This is a genomic window from Alkalihalobacterium elongatum (genome assembly GCF_019024285.1).
Classification (GTDB): domain Bacteria; phylum Bacillota; class Bacilli; order Bacillales; family Bacillaceae_F; genus Alkalihalobacterium; species Alkalihalobacterium elongatum.
The window spans coordinates 1-22,619 of sequence record NZ_WMKZ01000032.1 but is presented as its reverse complement, the minus strand read 5'-3'; the positions used below and the strand labels follow the sequence as shown (position 1 = coordinate 22,619).

Genomic DNA, 22,619 nt, shown 5'->3' with positions numbered 1-22,619 from the left:
TACTACTGTAAAAAGTTTCAATGAGTAAGATATTGTTTTCACCATACACGGCTAGTGTTAAAATAGCGTAACTGCAACTAGTCAGGATCACACCCTAATAAAAAAACACTCTCCTAATCTTCCACTACTATATGTGGATTTTCAGCTGTTAATATGCGAATAAGCTCTTTTTTGTTTATAGGAGAAATACTTATCTCCTTATAATTTCCATAAAGGATTGATAATCTGTCCATTGACAGCGAGGGTGCCGTAAAGGGACTCTTTTCTTTACTGATTTTTTTAATATCCTTACTTTCGATTGTCCATCTAAATGGACCATATTTAATTTTCAATTTCCCATCCCCTACATAATATCCAGTTCTAAACCAAATCCAGATCAGTATTCCTAATAATCCACCAGTTATGATATAGCCGAATAAACTGTTATATGTGATAAATTGTAATCCGAAAGGCTCTGAACCGAAGCTATATATGAGGAAGATAAACATTAAAAAACCATAAAAAAATATTTTTGCCCATATATCCTTTTCAGATGGGAAATACATCCAATCACTTCCTTTCATTAATTAGTTACGATTTACGAAACATTTGGTTTCAATTTTTTTTATCTATTGAGCCCAATATAAGGATGGCACACTAAATAAAAAAGACCATAAAGAAAGGATAGGAGAGCAGTAATCATTTTTGCTGCCTCCCTATCCTTTTTCGTACTAATTGAACTCATTTACCAAAACAACAAATGTGTTGTTCCACTTATGCTCTCTGTACTCGTGTTTTTATCTCTTTTATTCTACATAAGCCCCTAATGGCGGGATGACTCTGGTTCAATACCGCCTCACACCAGGATGACGTCCTATTTTCACCTTGAATTGAGGTACTTCTATTGTTACTCCATTCCAGCAGAATTCTTTGATTGAAAGTTGTCAAGTAATTCACGCACATCATCTGTTGAATTTGTGTTCATTAATTGATTTCTTAAAACACTCGCCCCTCGAAATCCCTTGACATATATCTTAAAAAAGCGATGAAGAGCTTTGAACGGACGTAGTCCTAATTCTGAATATTTATCATGGAGATCAAGATGCAATCGCAAAAGATCAAGTAATTCCTTACTGCTATGATCTCTCGGCTCTTTTTCAAAGGCGAATGGATTACTGAAAATACCACGGCCAATCATAACCCCATCAACACCATATTGGCTGGCGAGCTTCAACCCAGTTTGACGGTCAGGAATATCCCCATTGATTGTCAAAAGTGTATCTGGTGCCACATGGTCACGAAGTTTTTTAATCTCTGGGATCAGCTCCCAATGAGCATCGACTTCGCTCATTTCCTTCCTTGTACGCAGGTGGATGGAAAGATTTACAATGTTTTGTTCCAAAATGTGTGTTAGCCAGCCCTGCCATTCGTCTACTTCCGTGTAACCAAGCCTTGTCTTTACACTTACTGGCAATCCTCCTGCTTTTGCTGCTTGTATTAAATCTGCTGCAACTTCTGGACGTCGGATAAGGCCACTTCCCTTTCCATGCCGTGCCACATTAGGTACTGGACAACCCATATTGATATCCAAACCTCTAAACCCTAGTTTCGCCATACCAATGCTCATTTGCCGAAAATATTCAGGCTTATCCCCCCATATATGGGCTACAATTGGTTGTTCATCCTCTGTAAAAGTCAAACGCCCGCGTACACTCTTGTTTCCCTCTGGGTGACAATAACTCTCACTGTTTGCAAACTCAGTAAAAAAAACATCAGGTCTGGCTGCCGCGCTTACTACATGGCGAAAAACAACATCCGTCACATCTTCCATTGGTGCCAGTATAAAAAAAGGTCGTGGTAAATCACGCCAAAAATTATCTATCATATTAAAATTCAATCCTCTCATTATGGGATACCAGGCCAAACCTCTATCCCAAGATAAAAAATGTCCCTGCTTCTTTAACACTTATACCATGCTTAAGCACTTTTTATCAAACTGATCGAATTTGTTGCAACTGTTTGTTGGGTGCCTGAGATTATGGTCAACAATAACACTTGTGAATTATAGCTTTGATAAGCTCTAAAATCAGCATATGTGATTTCCAAAAACAAATAAACGACCCACTATTGTTGATCGTATTACTTATTGTGTACTTGCTAACATATATGTAAGTTTACAAAGAATAGCTTAAATTTTTATACAAACTTTTTTTGTAGTGTTCACGTAATTCCAGTGAATTATCTTCCTTTCTGCTCATTGTTAAATTTAAAACTCTAATTTAATAAACGGTTGAAAAAGCTTAATCCCTTTGCGATTGGCAGGGAGCCATTTCATATCACAAATTAAATGCGAAGCATACCCGATTAACCCTGCTGCCATCAACATCTCCATCCCCACAAAGGCTTGCAATTCATATAAAATCCAGCCAAAAAAGGCAAATCCCCAGATGCTATGAGTGATGCCACGGTGAGGCGCAAAGGCTGATATAATCATATAGATCGCGAGGCCCATAATCCAAAGGTGAGATAGTAAGATGCCAACCACTAATGTACCTAAACCAGTGAGTATGAGCATGGATTTAGGCTTAATAATCAGTTGTGGTAATACGATTAAACTACATCCAATAACCATTCCTAATATTTTTTCTGTTCCGTCCAATAGCCAATAGCCATATCCAGTAATCATTAATCCAACAATACCTAAAAAGGCATAGACCAGCTTAACTGGGATCGTGAGTTTTCTTGTAATCTTACTATTCGTATCCATATCAGGGATAATGGATGCTATTGCACAAGTTGTGACAATTCCTATCGTCTCAACCAGTTCATATTTACCGATGTAAGCAAAGGCTCCCCCTAGTGCTACACCGACTACTAAATGAGTTGATCCTTTCATTGAACTTCCCTTTCCATTAAAACAAACTAATTTGTTCCTGAATGATTTTTGGCTTCTTTTCTTCAATCACTTCATTTTCTTCTTCTACGATTTGCTCTTCCTCTTCAAGGTCCATTAAACGATCTACTTCTTTAGCTCTACGAGGTTGATAGTTAAACATGCCAAAATAGAAGCTACAACTTGGACATTGATGTATTTTGTTCGGTCTTAATCTTTTAGACAAGTCTTTTCTTTGCTCGACGGATATTTCTTCTTCAATGGCACATGTTCCACACATGAGAGATATCAATATAAACAGTCCTCCCTTTTGTAATTTGGGTTATCCTAATATTTTATACGATCATACATTCGTCTATATTTAAATTATACCAGTATATAAATATATAGAACAATCATTCTACTAAATTTATTAATTGCTAGCAAGAAGATATATAATTTTTGACAAGAGCCCACTTTTTTTTAATAAGTTATCTGAGTTCTTTACTAGTTCATCCTAAATTTGATCATTTACTTTTTCTAGGTGTTTTAGCTCTAGCTCTGCTCGATCAAACAGCCAATATTTCAATGATGGCACGAGATACTTGATAAACATTAACCACTCCGCATAATTAATTGCTAATGGGTTTCCTGCTCGTAAATATACTTTACCTACATTCGTCGCACAAGCGATGGATGGGCTGACAAAAACATTAAACCATATTTCGGATTGTTGGCTAATTTAAATTTTAAATTCCCAATCATTTTTTTCAACAAATTGGCGAATCATAATATATAATTGCAAAACTATTGTTAGAGGTTCGCTCGCTGTTAGCTTACACCTATAAAAAAATAGCGCCAACTTCTATTTAGATAGAAGCTAGCACTTCGTTTATTCGGTATACGTTTAGCGTGACGCTTTTGGTGGTTGGCATACGTCACATTTACGTTGATTATTATTTTTAAATTTTGTAAATGTTTTTTCAAAATTGCTACCACATGCACATTTAAATAGTAACTTTTGAGAAAAACCCAGATATTCCGTCGTTAGCAACTTACTTTCCGAATTGTTCTCAACAAACGCTTTAATTTTACCGATTGTCCATCGTTTATTCATTCTCTTACACCTCTGTATTTTTCTCTAGGCGGAGGCTTATCTTAGCATCCGATCAATTATGAGCAAAAGTCGTAATTATCCTAAGTTTCTCATTATAACATGAGCTAGCACATAATTAAACAGATCGTTAATTTGAACAGGTACTACGTGATTTCAATCTGTCGTAGCATGTTCTAACTACCTGTTCTTTTTAGGAATTGCATGAAATAATCGTTGTACTGCTTCGTTTGCTTATGTACATTCTTCACAAAGCCATTTAAAAGTGAAGACTCTTTTTGCGCAGAATCGTCAACTACGTATAAATGAATCTGTTCAATCACACCTCCTCTAATGCATAGTTTGTTCACTGCATAAAGGAGGCGTTTTCCGATTTTTAATAATTTTGCTCACGTTCAATACCATGAAATCCTATTCTAAAAATATCCATTCTTATATGAAAAATAGTGCGTTACCCTTGCTTCACCTAGCTAAGTAATCTCCCTCTTAACCAGTCGCGTGAACGGTATGGTCCTACGGGAATTTGGATCAAGCTTGTTTTTCCTTTCGAATCGATTCTGTAAAGTTCATCACATTGGTTTGCATCAAATCCTAACAACGGATGGCCGCCCATCCCTAATGCACACGACACCAACAGCAGCCGTTGCACAAGAATGCCCGCTTCCATCTGTTGAATACGGTATCCTCTATACCCTAATGTCTCTTTGAGATGATCCTTTTCTCCAACCAGATGCAAACAGAGTGGAACTTGATACAAATTGACATTGGGCAGCGTTAATCCAGATTGTAAAAACTCCCGGTAATCCCCATTAGTTATTCTCCGAAGTGCATGAGTGCCACTGTCATAAGAATAAGCACCATTTGGAATTCCCTCTACATTATAAAAACTGCCATATAAAGAAACACGAGTCTTAACCTGTCCCTGTGTATCGTCAAGGTCATTGTAATACGAAAAAGAAAATGTCTCTTTTAACAAAGTAGCTAACTGCGTTTGGCTCACTTCTCCTAATTTAAAATCGATATCAGGAGAATAACGATCTCTGCAAACATCTGCGAGATCGTACGATAAGGATTTTGTAACTGGCAGAAAGACCATTTCCCTATCTAAGGTGAGTTTCTCACAATTATTTTTCTTTATTTTCACAAAAGACTTCGTTGTTTCAAACATCGAGACTTCATTCAGTTTTCTCAGCACCGGATAATCAATGACGTTCTTTGAACGATTATAGGATACATGATGTAACACGGGAATTTCCTTGCACAACTCAGATGCAACAACCATTTCTCCGCTTTTTTGAACGTTGTCGATACAAGTAATGGATGGTTTCATACTTAATGGGATAACGGCATATACACTTTCCTCCTGTTCGGATAACCCAAGTAAATGATTAATAGACCGATCAAGAAATTGATAACATACCCGTGTAGAGAACCCCATCCGATGGGCCACTTCTAATGATTGCCCAATTACCACACCAGCATCTAAACCTTGGAGTCTGTAGGAAAAATTATTGTATTTATAAAAATTTTTCCAAAAAACAGTTGAGACAAAAGCGATGCAAAAACAATCGGATGTAGGAAGACCGTTTTCAAGACTTCTAGATAAGTAGGTATCGTAATTTCCTTCTCGTAACAAAACAAGACGATGGTGCGCGGCATCATAATGGTAAATTCCTTCGGGTACGTTATCCAGTTTTATATAAACATATATTTCATTTGGATACAACGCTCCTCCAGAAGGGACAAATCTTCGTAAAGACTGCGTAAATCTAGCATTTCCCTCCTTGGTTCCGTCCATTACAGTAGATTGAGAGTATTGAGTTATACCGTATACATACCATAAAAAATGACCAAGCTCTTTAAGACTAGGATTTTGACCATCTTCTTTCTGCTTGAGTGTTAAGGGTACTTCTGCAGAAAGAGGGGTCGTTGGTAAACCTTTGTACAATTTATAAGGAAGTGGCGCATCTCCCCAATCTACCTCCCAATTGGGCGGAAAGATTTTATCCGTTTCAAAATGCAGTTGATATAGAAATGTTTCTAGCTCCAACTCTTTGTCCTCCTTCTCTTCCACTATGGGAATGGATGGGGAAATGGATTCAGCTGTTCATACAATAACGGTTTTTTCTCATAACCTAGTTGCATAGGTACCTTGAGTACCCTCTCCAACCCTTTTACACGGGTGAGGTGATGGCCGAATGTCATTGGCAACATCCCTGGAATCAATACTTTTACACAGTGTAATCCGTTCCGTTTAGTTACAGACGAGCTTTGGTCAACTACAATAACATCTAGGTTTAAACGGCGGAACCTTTGAAGGATATCCTGAAGATCATCTTTTAAATCAGGATATGCCGGCGGCTCCTTAAATTCCTCAGCAAACGTACGTAAAGGACGTTGACCATCCAGTAAAAAATTCAATCGTTCCTCTGCTTCTTTTAGACCGTATAGCATACCATGATCCTCCATCGTCCGTACCGCAAACGGGTCATGAAGCATCCTTTCATATTTCTGGCGGTTTTTCTCCAATTTTTCGTCATCCCTAAACATCATTCCTGCCAGCTCGTAAATCGAACTTTTTACAGCCTTAATCGGATCAGGGTTAGCACCTGCTGCACAAATAATGTGTACGCCCTTGGATTTTCTGTTTTTTGCCACTGCCCAAACACTTGGAATCCCATGTTCCATCGTCGAATTGTAAAAATAAAGGTCATAACCCGTAACTTCAGTAATACGGTCGACCATCAGCTGTAATTCGATATCATTAGCCGAACGAAGATCAAGCTGCGGGAGGGGGAGACTGGCATACCAGGTGATCAAAAACGAATCTCGCTCGACAACCTCCATAATGGCATGGAAAATGGCTTCTTCTAAGGTTCCCCCTAATGCACATCCGTTTGATGTTTCATATACAAAGCCATCCCCGCAGCCCAAACTATAGTAGGCCAGTAACTCTGGGACCAAAATCGAACGTTCTTGTAAGAATGAGTAACCCCAGACCCAATTCATTGGAGTATCAGGTGTAAATGGTTTAAAAGGAAAATTAGGCTTTTCATATTGAACTGTTTCATGTACACCAACACTTGTCGGATTGATTGCGATCTTTTCTAATTGTTGATAACAATCACGAACGACTGTTCTTTTGCCTCGAGCTTCAATTCCGCAGTACCGTTCCAAACCTTCCAAAATGGCAGTCAGCTCACTCATTTCATAAGAATTAGACCTCCCTGCTACCCCCTCATCTCCTCCAAATAGCGGCATGTTCACTAAAACATCGGCAAAAGGCAGCTTGATATCTTGCATTTTCCCATTCATCAGCCCAGTACGATAATCAAGGTAATCTTTGACCATTACTGTTTTTAATTCATCTATCGAACGGGTACGATAACCGCCACCATTGATTTTAGGACTAGATTTTAACCGTATTTGAGCTAATTCTGATGTATCATTAGGTAATGAACTACACATCGGGCATGATGGGTTTGGCAAGAAAAAGTGACGTGAATTCGATAACGTTCTCAGATTGGTAATGTACACGTTCTCTTCTAAGTTACTAGTTTCACCTTGAAGTATCTTTTGTACTTCATTACTTATCAAACCTGCCATTTGTGACAGTCCGATTCGAGTTGCCCAAGCGTCTTGCAGTCCCCCTTCTTCTGCTGGCATTCTCCTTTGAAACTCCCACATTTCTTGACGATCAGGTCCCGCTATCATACGTCGCATATCAGCACAACTAGAACATCCAGAAGTATCTGGGCGTACGAATGGACCAATGATTCCCTCGCCAAACGAAATGAAACCCCGAAGCCATGGAACACCTGCCTCCCTGAATCTTTCTTCCGCTTTTTCATGAACAGATGGATGCCAGGAATCGTGGAGCACCAGTGCTAATTCGGTTTCATCCGGAAGGTCTTCTAATATACTTTGTCGCTCTATGTGATAGATTCCAGACAATTGATGATAGACAGTTTCAGCTAATAAACCACTTCCATCTATTAGAATTAGGGCTGACATTAATATTCCTCCTCTCGAACCTTTACACCAAACACCCCTGCTAGTTCCTGCTTTAAAAAAGGTTCGAACGATAGATCATAAATAACTAAACGTTTACTGACTTGTTTTAAGACCTGAATGGAAGATTGTAAGAGCTCTAATTGCGTCATTCCATCACAAGAAGGAATTTTGAGTTTGGATTTCTTTTTATCTTCAAAATCGCCAGGCACCATTTCATGCCTTACCAGCGCATTCACCTCGTTTGGAGTTTCTAAAAGTGCTTGTTCTAACGCATGGCGTAATGCCAACGTTCTATTTAAACCTACCCTTGTATACCATTGATCTTTTGACTTGATCCGTATGACTGGGAAGCCAAGAATATCCTCTCTTAAATCGATTTCTGGTGGACCATTTAAGGTAGTCAACGCATCTAAATAGTATCTGCATTGCTGATCTTCTATTGATTCTAGCTGCAGTTTAAGGAGCAAGTTAGGTTGATCAACCTTTCTTTCTCTCAACTTTTCATCTAAATAGTTTTGCAGTCCTCGACATAAAGCCTCTTCTATTGTTTGTCCTGCACCGATGCCGATAGAACCTTCCAGTATCATCGAGTCCATCTGATCATTCAGATTTTTATATCGCTTTTCTTGTGAATTAATCAATTGTGACACATACATTTCAATGCCCGTCAGCCCAGCATTTCTCTTTGCTTGTTCATGTGTAAGACCAGCACAAATAGCTTCTGATAAAAGTGTTGCTGGACCGTCACTCATCGGGTTAACGGCTTGAACATAACACTGTGCCAAAGGGAGCTGTGGCAAATCCCGTTCCTCCCATAAATGAAAAATCCCTACCTCTTCGGAAGTTAAACGACTAAAATATTCCAATAGGGTACTAGGTGAAGTATTTCTGTTCACTTCATTTTTAATCCTTAAATCAAGGTCTTCAATCAGCCTCGGCGTTAAATGACTAGACGTAACCAACGGGTAAGTGATGTATGATAACCAGTTCCCTTCCAATGTTTCAAGATCAAGTGAGTAAATTTGGTTATTTTGAGTTAAACCTGCAATTCCTACAGCCTTCTTGAAAAATTCAAATACAATGACATTTGCCAAAATTGATCCAGCTGTTGAAGAGAAATTGGCAGGCTGATGACCTTCTTGAATGGTAGATTGATGAAGGCGACGCCATGCCGACTCCCAGCATCCATCTGATTCTTGATGAACAATTGGACCAGCCAGCCCTACTTGGTCTAAACATATGGCAGGTAGAAATACCTTCCTTTCCTCTTTGCAAACGAGGTTAAGACTCCTTATTTCATTTACATTTCCATCCTGCGAAACATATAAAACCCCATCATAAGGTTGCACTACTTCTTTCCAATCACTTCTATACTCGTCTTTTTCAAAAGGGATCTGCTTCACCTCAACCTCGGAATCATCTTTTCGGGCATTCTGCACCATTTCTTGGATCCTGGTTAGGTTTGTAGGTATCGATTTAGTTGATATAAAATGAAATTTAGGTAGTCCTGATTCGAGTAATGCACCAACCAATGAAACTAAAATCGGACCAGCTCCCACAGCCAGAATTTTAGCCTGACGGTATTCTTGAAAGTGGTAAGCACCAGAGTTAACGAAATTCTCGATAAATTCAATTTGTGAAGCGTACTTTTTAAGAACCGTAAGATTTAATTGGTGTGGTCGATCCTGACTTATATCTCGTACAAAGCCGTTCGCGTACAACGTTTCTCCAATCTCATATACTCTCTTCTTATACGGTTCCGTTAGTCCCTTGGTCAAATCTCCCAATGTTTTTTCCCCATTAAACATCGGCATCAGTGTTTCAATCCACTGATAGATGGTACTCCCTTTTAGACGGAATGAGCTTTCGTTATTTCTAAAATACACACCACCTTCTTGATCTGGTATATAAAATGTATCTTTTTTTACCTTCAGACGTGTGGAAGCGTTAAGTTTTGTCATTCAGCTCCTCCTTAATCATCAAACCAAATTAGGCACTACCATTTTATGTAGTTTTATTTGTCCCTTATGATTAACTAAAAAAGGTAATGCCCCTGCGATAAATGATGCAGGGACATTTTTTTTTCCATTTAGTAACTAAATTTATGAAAAAAACGTTTAACTTCCATAACAGCGGTGACAGTTATGACATCTAAAGCAGTTAAAGCAATTAAAGCAATTAAAACAACTAAAGCAACCGAAACAACCGAAGCAACTAAAACCGCCACAACGATGGAAGCCACCACAACGATGGAACCCTCCGCCCCCAAACGCACCAAGTTGGCGTGCATTTTCACTATCCATAGGAATTAACTCACCAACTTGATATTGATCCATTCCTAAATTTTGCAATTGATTTTGAAAATTATTCATTATTTCTTCTCCTTTGTATTTATTTTTCACGTTAATCCGTTACCTGACGAGAGAGTTGAAAGAAACTATAAATCCGTTTTGAATTTAAAACCATCTGACATTCTGTGTACTCTCTTCAACAAAATATGATTCCTTTTAGGTGATTGTTACTGATGTCAGTGCCTAAATCTCATTGACGGTCTCGTCTATTCTGTTCTGTGGAAAATAAAAAAGAGTTAACACCATGAAGTGTTAACTCCAATGCCCTTTTGGGACAATCTACTAATTTGTAATTAATAAGTGCTAACAAATGAAAACGATTTTTCTTTCCACATTACTGCTTATTACATCAATAATAAAAAGCAATCCCCGCTTATTAAAGGATTGCTACCCGTAGCTTTAAATACATTATTTCCACAATCAATGTTGCAATTGTTTGATACACATTATTTTACTTTAAATGATAAACTAGCTTCTTCTAATGAAGTTCTCATAATCGGTAAGGAAGCTGGTCCGATACCATGAATTTTTAAAATTTCTTTTTCAGTATACATTGAGAGTTTTTGCAAAGTATCAATCCCTTCGTGAACTAAGGCATTTCTGGCAGGTGAACTTAGTTTCGATAGGAAACCACTTACAAGTTTATTTTCTTTATCACAAGTAGGGCAACTTGGACAGTCACTACTTTTGTAATACTTATGTCCTTTTTCGCAGACCCTAAAACTTTTTTCTGCTGTCAAAATAGTCCCTCCTATCAAATTTTGTAATCATTTTAACATTTTATATTTTGTATATCGGTTATACAATCTAGAAAAAATATGTAAGTCCCAATTCAACAATCCTTTAATCATAAATAAGAACACCACCTAGCCATTTAAGTGATGTTCTTATTCATTTACATAGTATCCGACTTGCCTTTTTAAATCTAATATTTATATTACTGTATTGTTGTACGATAGCTGGCAAATTATAAACAAGGCATTCTTCTAATTAATTTTTAACCCCAATATTTCTTCATGATTTCATGTGTCCATTTAGGTTGGATAATTGGATCTTTTGGAAGAAATTCTTGCATCACTGGCTTTATGTCTAAAATTGGTGTTTCGTTAATACAATCCAGACCTGCCACAGTTAACTCTCTTCCCTCTCTTCTAATGACCTTCACCGTTGTAAGACCTAATTGATTGGGTCGATTTTTTCCACGTTGGCCAAAAATCCCAACCTTAGGAAGACTTTTATCATTTCTCGGATGTCTTGCACCTGTCACTATTTTGTTTTTTTCTACCTTATGAAAATAAAAAATAATTTCTAGATGTGAAAAAGATTCAATTTCGCTGAATGCTTCCTCGGGAAGAGAACGATCCAAGACAATCTTACTTTCTACCTCTCCCCAGTAGTCATCTTCTATTTCATGCCTTTTATTATAAGCAATAGCAATTGGCTTTAGTTCAATCATTTAATTACCTCATTTCTAAGATAAGTGATTATGTGCTTTAAAACTGGCTATAGTATTTTGTGTCATTATGAGCACATCATAGATTATCCCTTTTGATAATAAATCCATTAATTCCTCTTGTTAGATTTATTTCTTGGAAGAACTTCAATTATTGTTTAATTAAGTGTTTCAAAATCTAACCAACCCGTTCCACTTTTCGTTGTATCGTATGTTGAACTAGTTTTCTCAAAGAATAGCCCTTCTCTTTAAAATATGTAAATAAGAAACAACCCGAAATCACAATGACACTGCCAAGGATTTGTATTAACGTCATTCTTTCACCTAATATAAGAAAGGCTAAAATGACTGTAAATACAGGGTTAAAATTAAGAAAAAGACCAGCTGTCGTTGCTCCTAATTTTTTCACCCCGATATTCCATAATACGATGCACACCACGGTTGAGATGGCACCCGTATATAATATCGAATAAACGAAGGTCGCATTTATATTAGTCACAGTAAAATCTGAAAGGTTAAACGGAAATAAGATTAGTAGACCGAAAATCCCAGAGTACAATGTAGCCATCATTGGTGATATGTAATTCATGGCCCACTTACTAAGGACAACATAAACACCCCATATACAAACGGCTCCGATCATAAATACATCACCTAGATTAAATTGAAAAGAAAATAATAATTGACTATTACCATTTGTTAATACAAGCAATACACCAAAGAGCGAAATGAACATCGCTGCCACCTGAAAAGAAGATAGTTTTTCTTTAAGAAAGATGAAAGAAAAAAAGGCGATGGATAAGGCAATTAATGTAGAGATTAACCCTACATTTGTCGCAGACGTGTGCTCTAACGCCATAAACTGTAAGACATTAAATAACACAACTCCTGTCAGCCCCATTAATGCTAAAGGTAGTACTGCCTTTCGGGAAGGTAAAAGCTTTTTCTCAACTTTCCATACAATAGGAAGTAAACATAAGACAGCAATAGCCCATCGTAGCATTGTTAACGTCATTGGAGAAGCATGCCCGACAAGCCATTTTCCTACGATGAAATTGCCCGCCCACAAAAAGCTCGTCAAAAGTAATAATCCAAAATAGAAATATCGCATCTCAAACTCCCCCACATAAAGTCATTTCGTCTCTTAATATATTAATAACTTTAACATTTGTAGTTTATTTACAAAATAATATTTTGTATAATAGGATTTATTTAAAATAATTTAAAGTTTTATAGATTATTTGTTTATTATCTTCTGATTCACTCTTAAAAAATGGGTAATATTAGAATAATTTAAAGGAGGATTTTTTATGGAATCCATCGTGAGTAAAGTTCTCGATAAAATCGATATTCAAATTTTAGACATTCTGCAAAAGCATGCACATGTCAGCAATGCAGAAATTGCTAGACAAGTTAATTTATCTTCACCAGCCGTCCACACAAGAATAAAACGGTTAGAAAGTGAAGGATATATCAGTCGCCAAGTCGCAATCTTAAATCCAGAGAAATTAGGTTTTGATTTACTGTGCTTTGTTTTTATAAGTTCAAATATTCACCATGCTGAAAAGCTTGATATTTTAGAAGAGGCATTTCGCCAAATGCCCGAGGTTTTAGAATGTCACTGCTTAACAGGAGAGTATGATTATCTTTTAAAGGTTGCGAATAAAGACCGAAAAGACTTGCAAAATTTTATTAGAAAGTTAAATAAGCTGGGGATCACGAAAATCCAAACCAGCTTAGGGCTAAGAGAAATCAAATATTCGACTGTATTACCTATCTCGCATGATAATGAAGAGACAGAAGATGACAGTTAAGAACTAGACTTAAAGCTGTTGCTGAATGCTCTTAGCTCAATTTTTACAATTCTACTGTATTACCTTAGAGTAAATATCAACTTATATGGAATGCTAAAATTATAAGTTTCTCTAACCTCATAGGTTGTGCTGTTTACTTTTAAACTATTTCCTGACCAAGGCTTGGTTAGTTCTAGGTGAAGAAGAAACGGGATAAAAAAACAAGGATACGAAAATAATCAAGAAAGGATGTTAATTGATGAAAAGCTTAGTGTTAAAAATGATTGTAGTAGGCATTTCTTTTCTTCTTTTAACGGGGTTTTCGCATCAAAACCACTTAGTTATTGACGATGTTTATCTTACGATTAATGAAGCAAAGAAAACACTTCGGTATGATTTTAAAATAAAGAATACTGGAAATACGCCTATTGAGAGTAAATTTGATTACGCTGGATACCATTATGGCAGCATAGAAGTAGTCGTTGTACCAGGTAAAAAATTAGAGCGGTATATGAAGATGATGGAGAATACGAAATACAAAAAAATGGAATTTTCGAACTTTGGCGGTGACGGTGGTATTCCTGCAAAGGGAATAGGTGAATTTTATGGTGAATACTATTTCAAAGACACTAAGGACTTAGAGAAAATCGAACGATATGCCTTCGATGGAAAATTATTAATCCTCGATGGAACAAATGTTATCGCTGAACTACCGTTAAAGTAGGTCCATCAATTTCTGAAAATAGAAGCAGTTATTACATATCGAGCCTGTATCTTTGACCGATAAGTATCGCAAAAATACAGGCTCGTTTTTACCTTACAAGATTTAACTAAACAATGCTAATATGATCTCTTTTAAGAACTAATCAAATTTGTTTGATTGACGAGAATTTGCCTTACTTTAACTTTAAAATTGGTTTGCTTTTTTCACCCATTCTGCAACTTGAACTGTACGCTTGGCCTGATGATTTACAGCTGCTTGAACATCTTCAATCATTTTTCCATCTTGCCCTACAGTAACAGTTGTTCCATAAGGATTTCCACCTGCTTCAAAGATTACAGGATCTGTGTAACCAGGAGTAGCGACGATTGCACCCCAATGATACATTGAAGTATACAGTGATAACAGGGTTGCTTCTTGACCACCATGTGGATTTTGTGCAGAGGTCATTGCACTGACAACTTTATTTACTAGCTTTCCATGAAACCATAAACCACCTGTTGTATCTATAAATTGCTTAAGTTGAGCTGGCATATTACCAAAGCGTGTTGGTACACTAAAGATAATCGCATCTGCCCATTCAAGATCATCTAATGTAACTTCAGGGACATCCTTTGTTGCTTCTAGGTGATCACTCCACCTTTTATTTTCATTAGTAACTGATTGTGGGGCAAGTTCAGGTACTTTTAATACTTTAACTTCTGCACCAACTTCTTTTGCACCTTCCTCAGCCCACCTTGATAATTGATAGTTTGTTCCACCCATACTGTAATAAACGATTGCTAATTTCACGTTTGAGCTATTGGTCGTCTTCTTTGACTTTCCAAATAATTTCTCTAAAATCCCCATATGAATAACCCTACTCTCATTCTATTTTTGTTATTTCAATTTAATATATCTTGATTTCAAGATAATTAAGCTGCTTTTGCAAACGGATCTTGGTTCTTCCTACTTTTAATCACTAGTTGACCAAGCGAATACAGCTTACTGTCATTTAAAACTATGAAAGCAGCCATTGTAAGTAATACAAGATCAAAAGCATAGCCTTCTAAAAACCCTGCTGCTAAATTTACTGTAAAAATAGCTCCAACCATGATAAGCCCTATTAAGACAGATACGATTCGTGTACCAATACCCAAAATTAAAGCAATACCACCAGCTAGTTCAATGATCGCCACAACATAAGCAAGTGCCCCTGGTAACCCAATACTATCAAACCAACCAACTATATTTTCGATACCGCCTTGAAATTTTGCAGCACCATGAGCTAAAAATACAACCCCTAATACTACTCGTAATAAAAAAGCTCCAATTTCATTTTTGTTTGACATAACCTTTTAGTCCTCCATAATTTTTAGTATATTTATCTTAATTAGTAGAATTATTTTTAGTAAATAAATTTATAATATCAACCTGCTATATTTTGTTTTATTTTAAATTTTTGTGATACCATTTCGCTGCTGCCTCTACCTCTTCTGATGTCAATTGATGACCTCTATCCACCCAATGTAACTCGACTTCTGAATTTGCTTTTTCTAATAACGATTGTAATTCAGAAGACTCCAGAGGTGAACAAATTGGATCATTTGTTCCAGCGGCAATAAATACAGATTTCCCTGATAAATCAGGAAGTTGAATTCCCCTTCTAGGTACCATCGGATGATGAAGGATTGCACCCTTTAAGGCATTTTCATAGTGAAATAATAAACTTGCTGCAATATTTGCTCCATTAGAGTATCCAATTGCAATTATATTGTTACGGTCAAAATGATACTCTTCTGCTGCTTCGTCAAGAAATTGATTTAATTCATGAGTACGAAAAATGAGGTCTGCTTCGTCAAATATTCCCTCAGCCAACCTTCTAAAAAAACGTGGCATTCCATTTTCTAATACATTACCTCTTACACTTAATACGGAAGCCTCATCATCTATTCTTGCCGTAAGAGGTAATAAATCTAATTCATTTCCTCCTGTTCCATGAAGCAACAATAAAGTAGGTTTAGCTGGGTTTGTTCCTTTATTAAATATGTGTTTCATGATTGATCTCCTTTCATATAGAATTTACTGTCTGAACGCCTTTTATAATTTCCTGGTTTAACTCTGCCTTCCGAAACTCTTTTTGAATTTATCTTGAATTCGAGATATTAATACAAAAAAATTTAAAGACCTTATTAACCACAGCATCACTCGAAAATTATCTTGAATTCGAGATAATTGTATAACACTTTACTTTTCTATGTCAATTATTAATTTCGCAGGATGGAATTCAAGCAAGCTGTCATGCATAAATATAAATTAAGTTCATATAACACTATGGAGAGAAGGAGATGAGTTGAAAAAGCTGATTTCTCTTGCTTTATTTGTTTTCTTACTTTTCCTCTTATCAACACCAGCTTCCGCATCAAATGGCCAATTTATCATCATTAATAAATCTACTAATCAACTTGCCTATTACGAAAAGAATAAGTTAAACAAAGTTTTTAGTGTAGCAACTGGTAAGAGTGCCAATTTAACCCCAGAAGGAAAGTTTAAAATTGTTAATAAACTTGTCAATCGACCATATTACAAAGGTAATATTCCAGGAGGAGATCCGAGAAATCCATTGGGAAATCGTTGGCTTGGACTGAATGCTAAAGGAACATCTTGAACGACTTATGCTATACATGGTAATAATAACCCAGATTCTATAGGAAAGTATGTAAGTTTAGGGTGTGTCTGAATGCATAATGATGAAGTCCAGTGGCTTTTCAACAAAGTTAAAGTGAATACTACGGTAATTATTACGTCGTCTAAACAATCTTTTGATACAATCGCAAAGGCAAATGGCTATAAAATAACAGCAAGTAGTACTGTCCCAGTTTCAACCAATTCCAGTACTATTTTAAGAAGGGGCAGTAAGGGTGAGCCTGTTAAAGAACTACAGCGTCAGCTTACAAGTTTAGGTTATAATACTCGAGGAATTGATGGTATTTTTGGACCTGCAACAGAAGCTGCTGTTCGCAATTTCCAAAAAAGCAAGAAACTTACGGTAGACGGAGTAGTTGGTCCGCAAACCAAAAGGGCTTTATCGAAACAATAATTTTGTTTTTAGGGTCTGTCTCCAATTGCGGTAAGCCTTACTCCACGGTTCAGACCCCACCTCTAATTTGACTAACTCATCTTATCATTTCATGTGTAATATAAATAAGTGCTACAATCTTTTTCACATAGCAATATACTGGCCGAACCGACAAATCCAACATCGACGTTGGTTCATCTGCTATAATAAAGCTAGGTTCTATAATCATCGCTCTAGCAATAAAAATCCGCTGTTTCTGTCCCCCGCTTAATCATGAGAGAACCTGTCAAGATAAGCCTCGGCTGGTTTTAACTCTACATCTTCAAATACTACCTTTACCGTAAATTCAGGATATCAGCTGGGAATTGTAAATATTTTTCACCTTTTTGTTTATAAAGTATTCGTTCTTTTCTTTACTACATATAAACCCCCGATTACTAATAAATTAGTTAAAACGAAAGAAACCCCATAAAGGGTCCATCCAACAACTTGGCTCAACCCATCACTTGCAAAAATTCCCCACCATATGCTAGCTACTATAAATAAAACGAAACTTCCTCCTATTGAATACATTATAATTTTCGCGGAACTTAATTTATTATTTAAAAAGCTAAATCCAAACGTTAGTAAAACTACGAAACCTATTACACCAAAGGACAATATAGCCTCTAACTGACTTGACATGTGCTTAAACCCCCTCTCCAATTTAATGTAAAGCACCTTCTTACTGTTTAATAGAGTATTAGATTAGACGTTAATTTCTTCTTAGGTTACATCATGTTAAGAGCTCTTTATTACCGCAAAAAAAGACAAGTCACAATTGACTTGTCCTGTTCAAATTTTTTTGTTCTATAAGGGTAAGTACAGGGAATGACCGCTTCAATTGAGCGATTGCAATCGTTCGTTTAGGCCTGGTATTTTATCCAAATATCCCTCGTCAATCTCATATTTATAGAGTCGATCCATTCTCCTTCAAATTCTAAGGCGTTTTTTTCTACGCTATCAACCACAAAACCGACCTTTTCATAGACACTTTTTGCCCTTGGATTAAAAGCATAGACACCTAAGGTTAGCTGATTTAGTTTGGTATATTTAAAAATATAATCGATCATGAGGCGAGTTGCCTCAGTTCCTAACCCACAATTTCTTCCCCTCGGCCCAATCAAAATCCGAAAATTCATACTTTGGTATTGTTCTTTATAAAGGTTGACGACTGCTTCTCCTACCAATAAGTCTCTCGATTTATCTACAATCGCAAGGTCTAGTCGATCGGTTTGAACATTTCTTGTTTTGTACCAATGAAGAACATCTTTCCAATCTTGAATAGGTGTACTTCCCGTCAGCTTAATGACTTCCTCATCATTTAAACACTCCTGAATAAGCGGGAAATCCCCCTCATTAAAAGGTCTCAATGTCACTTTTTCACCGACAAGAAATGGTTTATAACTCAAATCTACCATAGCATTCACTCCAGTAAATTTTATTAGTAAGCATACCCCTGTGGACAAAACCTACGCCTGTTTAAAATCCACCTGTTAACGAAATAACAACGATTAAAATAAAAACTAACACAGGTGCTAATATGTATACGTACGTCATATTTCTCGCAGACTTTTCACTATTGTAATTGGAGCCATCTTCTTTCGTCACTTGCATCGTCATAAAAAAACCGACCAAACAGATGACAATAATAATTGTTATTAAAATCCACAAACCTATTCACCGCCCGTCTAAAAGATTACTTATTTATCATACTACTTCTCGATCTATTTTTAAATCATCCCAACTCCATTACTAAATAGATGAATGATTATTGATTGATCTATTTCACTTCTTAATTATATATAAGTTCAATCCTATAATATATATATGAATTGAATGCTTTAAATTATAAAGATATAATATAAAAAGCAATAATTACAGCAAGGAGGACGAATTAATGGTAACCAACAAGACTCCATTACCACCCTTATCTATCTATCGGATTACAGCCAAACTGTTTACTCATATAGAGAAATCTGTTAATTCCTCTTTTGGTTCAGAAGGGAAAACATTACTGCAAAAAGGCCTTAAAAGCTTTGGTTATAAAGAGGCCCACGATATCGCTGAACAAGCGTCTCTTGAAGGTGAGGATCATGTATTAAATGATTACATCCCAGAGGATTTTATTCGCGAAACTAAATATAATGATATAACGATTTATAGTTTGATGGCTAAGTTATTTGCACAAGTGACCAAAGCGATTGTTGATGTTTTTGGTGACGAAGGAAAGGCAGCGATTAAAGAAGGTGTTCGAACGTTTGGTGCAGAACGTGGCAAAGGAATCGCCCACAGAGCAGCTCACCTCGGAAAACCGAATACGATTGAAAATTATCTATCAAACTATGATATGGGTCGTAGTGATCTTTTTGAGTTTGATAATCTATTTAAACCAGAATTAATTGAACAAACATTTACAAAATGCCCTTTTGGTCAGCAGTGGGCAGATGATAACATGCACGAATATGGTATTTTATATTGCCAGATGATTGATCCCGCTGTAGCAAAAGGATATAATCCAAATTTTGAAGTGGAACATGATCAATATATATTAAAAGAAGGTGTATGTCACTTTAACTTTAAATTAAAGGAGAATACGAAGCATGATTAATGTTGAACGTCTTTGGAGCCGAATTGAAGAACTGTCAGGTATTGGTAAAACTGCCGATAATGGAGTCACCCGTTTTTCTTACACACGAGAGGAATATGAAGCCAACGAACTCGTTAAACGTTATATGCAACAAGCTGGATTAGAAGTGTACTATGATGCTGTTGGCAATTTAATTGGATCTAAATCTGGAAACAAAGATTTACCTACTATTCTGCTCGGCTCTCATATCGATACTGTACCAAATGGCGGTAAATTTGACGGTAGCTTAGGTGTATTGACTGCGATTGAAGTTATGGAATCACTACAAGATCAACAGATTTTATTAGATCATCCTGTTAAGGTCATTGCCTTTAAGGACGAGGAAGGCTCACGATTCGGATTTGGGATGATTGGAAGTCTTGCAGTAGCTGGAAATTTAAATAGCAAAGCATTGGAGAGAAAAGATAAAGACGGGTTTTCTATTCGAGATGCATTAATCGAATATGGATACGATCCAGAAAACATTCAAGTTGCCCAAATGACCGATGTGAAAATGTATTTGGAGCTCCATATTGAACAAGGAAAAGTTCTAGAAAATAATGAAGCTCCTGTTGGTATTGTAACGGGGATTGCAGGCCCTCTATGGTTAAAGTTCAAATTAACTGGTGAAGCAGAGCACGCTGGAGCAACTCCGATGGGACAACGAAAAGATCCTTTAGTTGCTGCAAGCCTGATCATCGCTGAAATCGAAAAATTAGCCAATCAATACGAAGACGCTGTTGCAACCGTAGGTACATTATCTCTCACTCCAGGCGGGGTTAATGTCATACCTGGTTCGGTTGAATTTACAATCGATCTCCGAGACATAAGTGAACAAGTTAGAGGTCGTCTGGAAAAAGAGATAAGAGACTTTGCTACTACAATCGTAAGTGAACGAAAAATTGACCTAACGATAGAAGAACTTCAAAGAGTTGCACCTGTTATATGCTCACAGCAAATCCAAGAAACCATCCAACAAAGCATTTCCGAACTGGATTATCCTGTTGTTTCTTTACCAAGTGGTGCTGGCCATGATGCGATGCAGTTTAAAGATGCCTTCCCTGTGGGTATGATCTTCGTTCGGTCGAAAGACGGGATCAGCCACAATCCAAAAGAGTTTACTGCTAAAGAAGACGTCAAAGCTGGAGCAGAAGTGATGTTGCGCACACTTATCCATCTCGATAAATCTTAACGTCATTCTGTTGAACTTTTAATTATAATACAGGAGGCTGTCATCCAACACTTTTTGGACACAGCCTCTTTTCTCTTAATTTATGACATTACTGGAGAGTTCTGTTCTCCGTCATAATCTCACTCTAATTCGTTATTAAGCAAACCTTTTTAATTGTTGAATAATTTCATCTGCTACTTCTTCCGTTGATGCAGTTCCTCCTAGATCAGGCGTTTTAATGCCTTCAGCAATGACTGCTTCTATCGATTTCATCAAGAGTTCAGCCATTTCATGTTCTCCGAAGTGGTCAAGCATCATCTTGCCTGTCCATATTTGTCCGATCGGATTGGCAATACCTTTTCCATAAATGTCAGGTGCTGATCCATGAACAGGCTCGAACATCGATGGATATTTTCCATTTACATTTAAATTGACTGAAGGGGCAATTCCGATACTGCCCATGATAGCTGCACTAATATCTGTTAAAATATCACCAAATAAATTACTTGCGACAACGACATCAAAGCTAGATGGACGAGTGATAAAGAACGCAGCTAATGCATCAATGTGATTGGAAACTGTTTCAATTTCTGGATAGTCCTTCGATACTTCATTGAACACCTTGTCCCAAAACGGCATTGAGTAGACGATTCCATTCGATTTTGTAGCACTCGTAACTTGTTTCCCTCTTGTTTTTGCTAATTCAAAAGCATATCTCATCGCACTTTCTGTTGCTTTTCGAGTAAATACCGCATTTTGGACAGCAATTTCATCTGGTCCTTTGTGCATCATCCCTCCGATTTCACTATATTCGCCTTCACTATTTTCACGGACGACGATAATATCAAAATTATTTGGATTCGTAATCGGTGATTGAATTCCTTGAATTTGCTTTGCATGTCTAATATTGAGCGTCTGTTCAAATTCTCTTCTAATTTTAATTAATAGTTCCCAAAGGGTAACGTGGTCTGGTACGAGCTGTGGATTACCTACTGCCCCTAAGAATACCGCATCACTATCTTTTAATTGATCTAACCCGTCTTCAGACATCATTTTTCCGTGCTCTAAGTAATATTCACAGCTCCAAGGGTAAGTCACCTTATCAAACGATAATCCCCCGTGAATTTCTGCAACGGTATCCAACACCTTTACAGCATGTGGCATAATTTCTTTTCCTACTCCATCTCCTGGTATTACGGATAATTTTATCTTTTTCATTTGGATCCTCCACTGCATTATTTTGCGCTGAATTATTTCGATCTACGAAAATTCCGCCATTAATAATTTTAACATCATATAAGGGGTCTGTCCCCCACTTTGTTAACGCATTAACGTGGTGGGGGTCAGACCCACTGGCGTTGCACGCCTTTAAAATAGTTCCATTTTTTCAAAAAATAGTATTTACAGACATAAAAAAAACTCCTA

Annotated in this window: 27 protein-coding genes; 6 read left to right on the top strand and 21 right to left on the bottom strand. The window is 36.9% G+C overall.

The genetic code is table 11. The features are described 5' to 3' along the window. Positions 1–113: 113 nt before the first annotated feature. From GKP30_RS20590 to GKP30_RS20530, 13 genes are all read right to left on the bottom strand, one after another. Positions 114–545 (bottom strand): PH domain-containing protein, encoded by a 432-nt coding sequence (locus GKP30_RS20590; RefSeq protein ID WP_216831351.1) that lies wholly within the window; start codon positions 543–545, stop codon positions 114–116. Positions 546–886: 341 nt separating this feature from the next. After that, on the bottom strand, positions 887–1,864 hold the full coding sequence (locus GKP30_RS20585; protein ID WP_216831350.1) for a tRNA dihydrouridine synthase: 978 nt from the start codon (positions 1,862–1,864) through the stop codon (positions 887–889). Between the two features lie 381 nt (positions 1,865–2,245). After that, positions 2,246–2,875: a metal-dependent hydrolase gene (locus tag GKP30_RS20580; RefSeq protein WP_216831349.1), complete on the bottom strand. Its 630-nt coding sequence runs from the start codon at positions 2,873–2,875 to the stop codon at positions 2,246–2,248. Positions 2,876–2,891: 16 nt separating this feature from the next. After that, positions 2,892–3,164 carry a hypothetical protein gene (locus GKP30_RS20575; RefSeq protein ID WP_216831348.1) on the bottom strand — a complete coding sequence of 91 codons (273 nt, stop codon included), beginning with the start codon at positions 3,162–3,164 and terminating at the stop codon, positions 2,892–2,894. A 594-nt stretch (positions 3,165–3,758) separates the two neighbouring features. Further along, a complete protein-coding gene (locus GKP30_RS20570; RefSeq protein WP_216831347.1) occupies positions 3,759–3,968 on the bottom strand; it encodes a hypothetical protein in 210 nt (69 codons plus the stop codon). 173 nt (positions 3,969–4,141) lie between these two features. Beyond that, positions 4,142–4,288 carry a hypothetical protein gene (locus GKP30_RS20565; protein ID WP_216831346.1) on the bottom strand — a complete coding sequence of 49 codons (147 nt, stop codon included), beginning with the start codon at positions 4,286–4,288 and terminating at the stop codon, positions 4,142–4,144. Between the two features lie 143 nt (positions 4,289–4,431). Then, positions 4,432–6,015 carry a SagB family peptide dehydrogenase gene (locus GKP30_RS20560; RefSeq protein WP_216831345.1) on the bottom strand — a complete coding sequence of 528 codons (1,584 nt, stop codon included), beginning with the start codon at positions 6,013–6,015 and terminating at the stop codon, positions 4,432–4,434. 23 nt (positions 6,016–6,038) lie between these two features. After that, entirely contained in the window at positions 6,039–7,979 is a 1,941-nt protein-coding gene (locus GKP30_RS20555) for a TOMM precursor leader peptide-binding protein (protein ID WP_216831344.1), read from the bottom strand. Continuing rightward, positions 7,979–9,940 (bottom strand): putative thiazole-containing bacteriocin maturation protein, encoded by a 1,962-nt coding sequence (locus GKP30_RS20550; protein WP_216831343.1) that lies wholly within the window; start codon positions 9,938–9,940, stop codon positions 7,979–7,981. The genes GKP30_RS20555 and GKP30_RS20550 overlap by 1 nt, the downstream gene beginning before the upstream one ends. Before the next feature lie 156 nt (positions 9,941–10,096). Further along, a complete protein-coding gene (locus GKP30_RS20545) occupies positions 10,097–10,351 on the bottom strand; it encodes a heterocycloanthracin/sonorensin family bacteriocin (protein WP_216831342.1) in 255 nt (84 codons plus the stop codon). Between the two features lie 425 nt (positions 10,352–10,776). Further along, complete coding sequence (locus GKP30_RS20540) at positions 10,777–11,070, bottom strand: RNA polymerase alpha subunit C-terminal domain-containing protein (RefSeq protein WP_216831341.1); 294 nt, start codon at positions 11,068–11,070, stop codon at positions 10,777–10,779. Positions 11,071–11,327: 257 nt separating this feature from the next. Then, entirely contained in the window at positions 11,328–11,786 is a 459-nt protein-coding gene (locus GKP30_RS20535) for an SAM-dependent methyltransferase (protein WP_216831340.1), read from the bottom strand. A 175-nt stretch (positions 11,787–11,961) separates the two neighbouring features. After that, positions 11,962–12,894, bottom strand: coding sequence for a DMT family transporter (locus GKP30_RS20530; protein ID WP_216831339.1), 933 nt, complete (start codon positions 12,892–12,894; stop codon positions 11,962–11,964). 199 nt (positions 12,895–13,093) lie between these two features. Between GKP30_RS20530 and GKP30_RS20525 the strand changes: the two genes are divergently transcribed. Together GKP30_RS20525 and GKP30_RS20520 are read left to right on the top strand one after the other, a co-directional pair. Then, entirely contained in the window at positions 13,094–13,597 is a 504-nt protein-coding gene (locus GKP30_RS20525; protein ID WP_216831338.1) for an Lrp/AsnC family transcriptional regulator, read from the top strand. A 238-nt stretch (positions 13,598–13,835) separates the two neighbouring features. Beyond that, on the top strand, positions 13,836–14,300 hold the full coding sequence (locus tag GKP30_RS20520) for a hypothetical protein (RefSeq protein WP_216831337.1): 465 nt from the start codon (positions 13,836–13,838) through the stop codon (positions 14,298–14,300). 183 nt (positions 14,301–14,483) lie between these two features. Here the strand turns inward: GKP30_RS20520 and wrbA are convergent, their stop codons facing one another. The 3 genes from wrbA to GKP30_RS20505 all read right to left on the bottom strand — a co-directional run bounded on the left by wrbA (position 14,484) and on the right by GKP30_RS20505 (position 16,334). Continuing rightward, positions 14,484–15,146: an NAD(P)H:quinone oxidoreductase gene (gene wrbA / locus GKP30_RS20515; RefSeq protein WP_216831336.1), complete on the bottom strand. Its 663-nt coding sequence runs from the start codon at positions 15,144–15,146 to the stop codon at positions 14,484–14,486. Positions 15,147–15,211: 65 nt separating this feature from the next. Next, on the bottom strand, positions 15,212–15,628 hold the full coding sequence (locus tag GKP30_RS20510) for a DoxX family protein (protein ID WP_216831335.1): 417 nt from the start codon (positions 15,626–15,628) through the stop codon (positions 15,212–15,214). A 97-nt stretch (positions 15,629–15,725) separates the two neighbouring features. After that, on the bottom strand, positions 15,726–16,334 hold the full coding sequence (locus tag GKP30_RS20505) for an alpha/beta hydrolase (protein ID WP_216831334.1): 609 nt from the start codon (positions 16,332–16,334) through the stop codon (positions 15,726–15,728). Positions 16,335–16,629: 295 nt separating this feature from the next. Between GKP30_RS20505 and GKP30_RS23625 the strand changes: the two genes are divergently transcribed. After that, positions 16,630–16,944 (top strand): L,D-transpeptidase, encoded by a 315-nt coding sequence (locus tag GKP30_RS23625; RefSeq protein WP_236035263.1) that lies wholly within the window; start codon positions 16,630–16,632, stop codon positions 16,942–16,944. Positions 16,945–17,016: 72 nt separating this feature from the next. Continuing rightward, a complete protein-coding gene (locus GKP30_RS23620; RefSeq protein WP_236035262.1) occupies positions 17,017–17,376 on the top strand; it encodes a peptidoglycan-binding domain-containing protein in 360 nt (119 codons plus the stop codon). 76 nt (positions 17,377–17,452) lie between these two features. Here the strand turns inward: GKP30_RS23620 and GKP30_RS23920 are convergent, their stop codons facing one another. The 4 genes from GKP30_RS23920 to GKP30_RS20480 all read right to left on the bottom strand — a co-directional run bounded on the left by GKP30_RS23920 (position 17,453) and on the right by GKP30_RS20480 (position 19,068). Continuing rightward, entirely contained in the window at positions 17,453–17,596 is a 144-nt protein-coding gene (locus tag GKP30_RS23920) for a hypothetical protein (RefSeq protein ID WP_328703194.1), read from the bottom strand. Positions 17,597–17,745: 149 nt separating this feature from the next. Further along, positions 17,746–18,039, bottom strand: coding sequence for a hypothetical protein (locus GKP30_RS20490; RefSeq protein WP_216831333.1), 294 nt, complete (start codon positions 18,037–18,039; stop codon positions 17,746–17,748). 221 nt (positions 18,040–18,260) lie between these two features. After that, positions 18,261–18,815, bottom strand: a complete 555-nt coding sequence (locus GKP30_RS20485; RefSeq protein ID WP_216831332.1) for a GNAT family N-acetyltransferase — start codon at positions 18,813–18,815, stop codon at positions 18,261–18,263. A 61-nt stretch (positions 18,816–18,876) separates the two neighbouring features. Further along, positions 18,877–19,068: a hypothetical protein gene (locus tag GKP30_RS20480; protein ID WP_216831331.1), complete on the bottom strand. Its 192-nt coding sequence runs from the start codon at positions 19,066–19,068 to the stop codon at positions 18,877–18,879. A gap of 226 nt (positions 19,069–19,294) precedes the next feature. On the opposite strand from GKP30_RS20480, the gene GKP30_RS20475 reads away from it, so the two are divergent. Then, positions 19,295–20,005, top strand: a complete 711-nt coding sequence (locus tag GKP30_RS20475) for an L-2-amino-thiazoline-4-carboxylic acid hydrolase (protein WP_216831330.1) — start codon at positions 19,295–19,297, stop codon at positions 20,003–20,005. Further along, on the top strand, positions 19,998–21,215 hold the full coding sequence (locus GKP30_RS20470) for a Zn-dependent hydrolase (protein ID WP_216831329.1): 1,218 nt from the start codon (positions 19,998–20,000) through the stop codon (positions 21,213–21,215). The genes GKP30_RS20475 and GKP30_RS20470 overlap by 8 nt, the downstream gene beginning before the upstream one ends. Before the next feature lie 135 nt (positions 21,216–21,350). Here GKP30_RS20470 and GKP30_RS20465 read toward each other — a convergent pair whose 3' ends face one another. Beyond that, positions 21,351–22,412: a tartrate dehydrogenase gene (locus tag GKP30_RS20465; RefSeq protein ID WP_216831328.1), complete on the bottom strand. Its 1,062-nt coding sequence runs from the start codon at positions 22,410–22,412 to the stop codon at positions 21,351–21,353. Between the last annotated feature and the right edge of the window lie 207 nt (positions 22,413–22,619).

What these genes read in the sequence shown, in the direction of transcription:
- GKP30_RS20485 (WP_216831332.1), bottom strand. Translation starts at nt 18,815, where the DNA reads ATGGTAGATTTGAGTTATAAACCATTTCTTGTCGGTGAAAAAGTGACA.
- GKP30_RS20465 (WP_216831328.1), bottom strand. Translation starts at nt 22,412, where the DNA reads ATGAAAAAGATAAAATTATCCGTAATACCAGGAGATGGAGTAGGAAAA.
- GKP30_RS20475 (WP_216831330.1), top strand. Translation starts at nt 19,295, where the DNA reads ATGGTAACCAACAAGACTCCATTACCACCCTTATCTATCTATCGGATT.
- GKP30_RS20580 (WP_216831349.1), bottom strand. Translation starts at nt 2,875, where the DNA reads ATGAAAGGATCAACTCATTTAGTAGTCGGTGTAGCACTAGGGGGAGCC.
- GKP30_RS20550 (WP_216831343.1), bottom strand. Translation starts at nt 9,940, where the DNA reads ATGACAAAACTTAACGCTTCCACACGTCTGAAGGTAAAAAAAGATACA.
- GKP30_RS23620 (WP_236035262.1), top strand. Translation starts at nt 17,017, where the DNA reads ATGCATAATGATGAAGTCCAGTGGCTTTTCAACAAAGTTAAAGTGAAT.
- GKP30_RS20585 (WP_216831350.1), bottom strand. Translation starts at nt 1,864, where the DNA reads ATGATAGATAATTTTTGGCGTGATTTACCACGACCTTTTTTTATACTG.
- GKP30_RS20505 (WP_216831334.1), bottom strand. Translation starts at nt 16,334, where the DNA reads ATGAAACACATATTTAATAAAGGAACAAACCCAGCTAAACCTACTTTA.
- GKP30_RS20510 (WP_216831335.1), bottom strand. Translation starts at nt 15,628, where the DNA reads ATGTCAAACAAAAATGAAATTGGAGCTTTTTTATTACGAGTAGTATTA.
- wrbA (WP_216831336.1), bottom strand. Translation starts at nt 15,146, where the DNA reads ATGGGGATTTTAGAGAAATTATTTGGAAAGTCAAAGAAGACGACCAAT.
- GKP30_RS20490 (WP_216831333.1), bottom strand. Translation starts at nt 18,039, where the DNA reads ATGTCAAGTCAGTTAGAGGCTATATTGTCCTTTGGTGTAATAGGTTTC.
- GKP30_RS20545 (WP_216831342.1), bottom strand. Translation starts at nt 10,351, where the DNA reads ATGAATAATTTTCAAAATCAATTGCAAAATTTAGGAATGGATCAATAT.
- GKP30_RS20570 (WP_216831347.1), bottom strand. Translation starts at nt 3,968, where the DNA reads ATGAATAAACGATGGACAATCGGTAAAATTAAAGCGTTTGTTGAGAAC.
- GKP30_RS20555 (WP_216831344.1), bottom strand. Translation starts at nt 7,979, where the DNA reads ATGTCAGCCCTAATTCTAATAGATGGAAGTGGTTTATTAGCTGAAACT.
- GKP30_RS20520 (WP_216831337.1), top strand. Translation starts at nt 13,836, where the DNA reads ATGAAAAGCTTAGTGTTAAAAATGATTGTAGTAGGCATTTCTTTTCTT.
- GKP30_RS20525 (WP_216831338.1), top strand. Translation starts at nt 13,094, where the DNA reads ATGGAATCCATCGTGAGTAAAGTTCTCGATAAAATCGATATTCAAATT.
- GKP30_RS20530 (WP_216831339.1), bottom strand. Translation starts at nt 12,894, where the DNA reads ATGCGATATTTCTATTTTGGATTATTACTTTTGACGAGCTTTTTGTGG.
- GKP30_RS20535 (WP_216831340.1), bottom strand. Translation starts at nt 11,786, where the DNA reads ATGATTGAACTAAAGCCAATTGCTATTGCTTATAATAAAAGGCATGAA.
- GKP30_RS20470 (WP_216831329.1), top strand. Translation starts at nt 19,998, where the DNA reads ATGATTAATGTTGAACGTCTTTGGAGCCGAATTGAAGAACTGTCAGGT.
- GKP30_RS20590 (WP_216831351.1), bottom strand. Translation starts at nt 545, where the DNA reads ATGTATTTCCCATCTGAAAAGGATATATGGGCAAAAATATTTTTTTAT.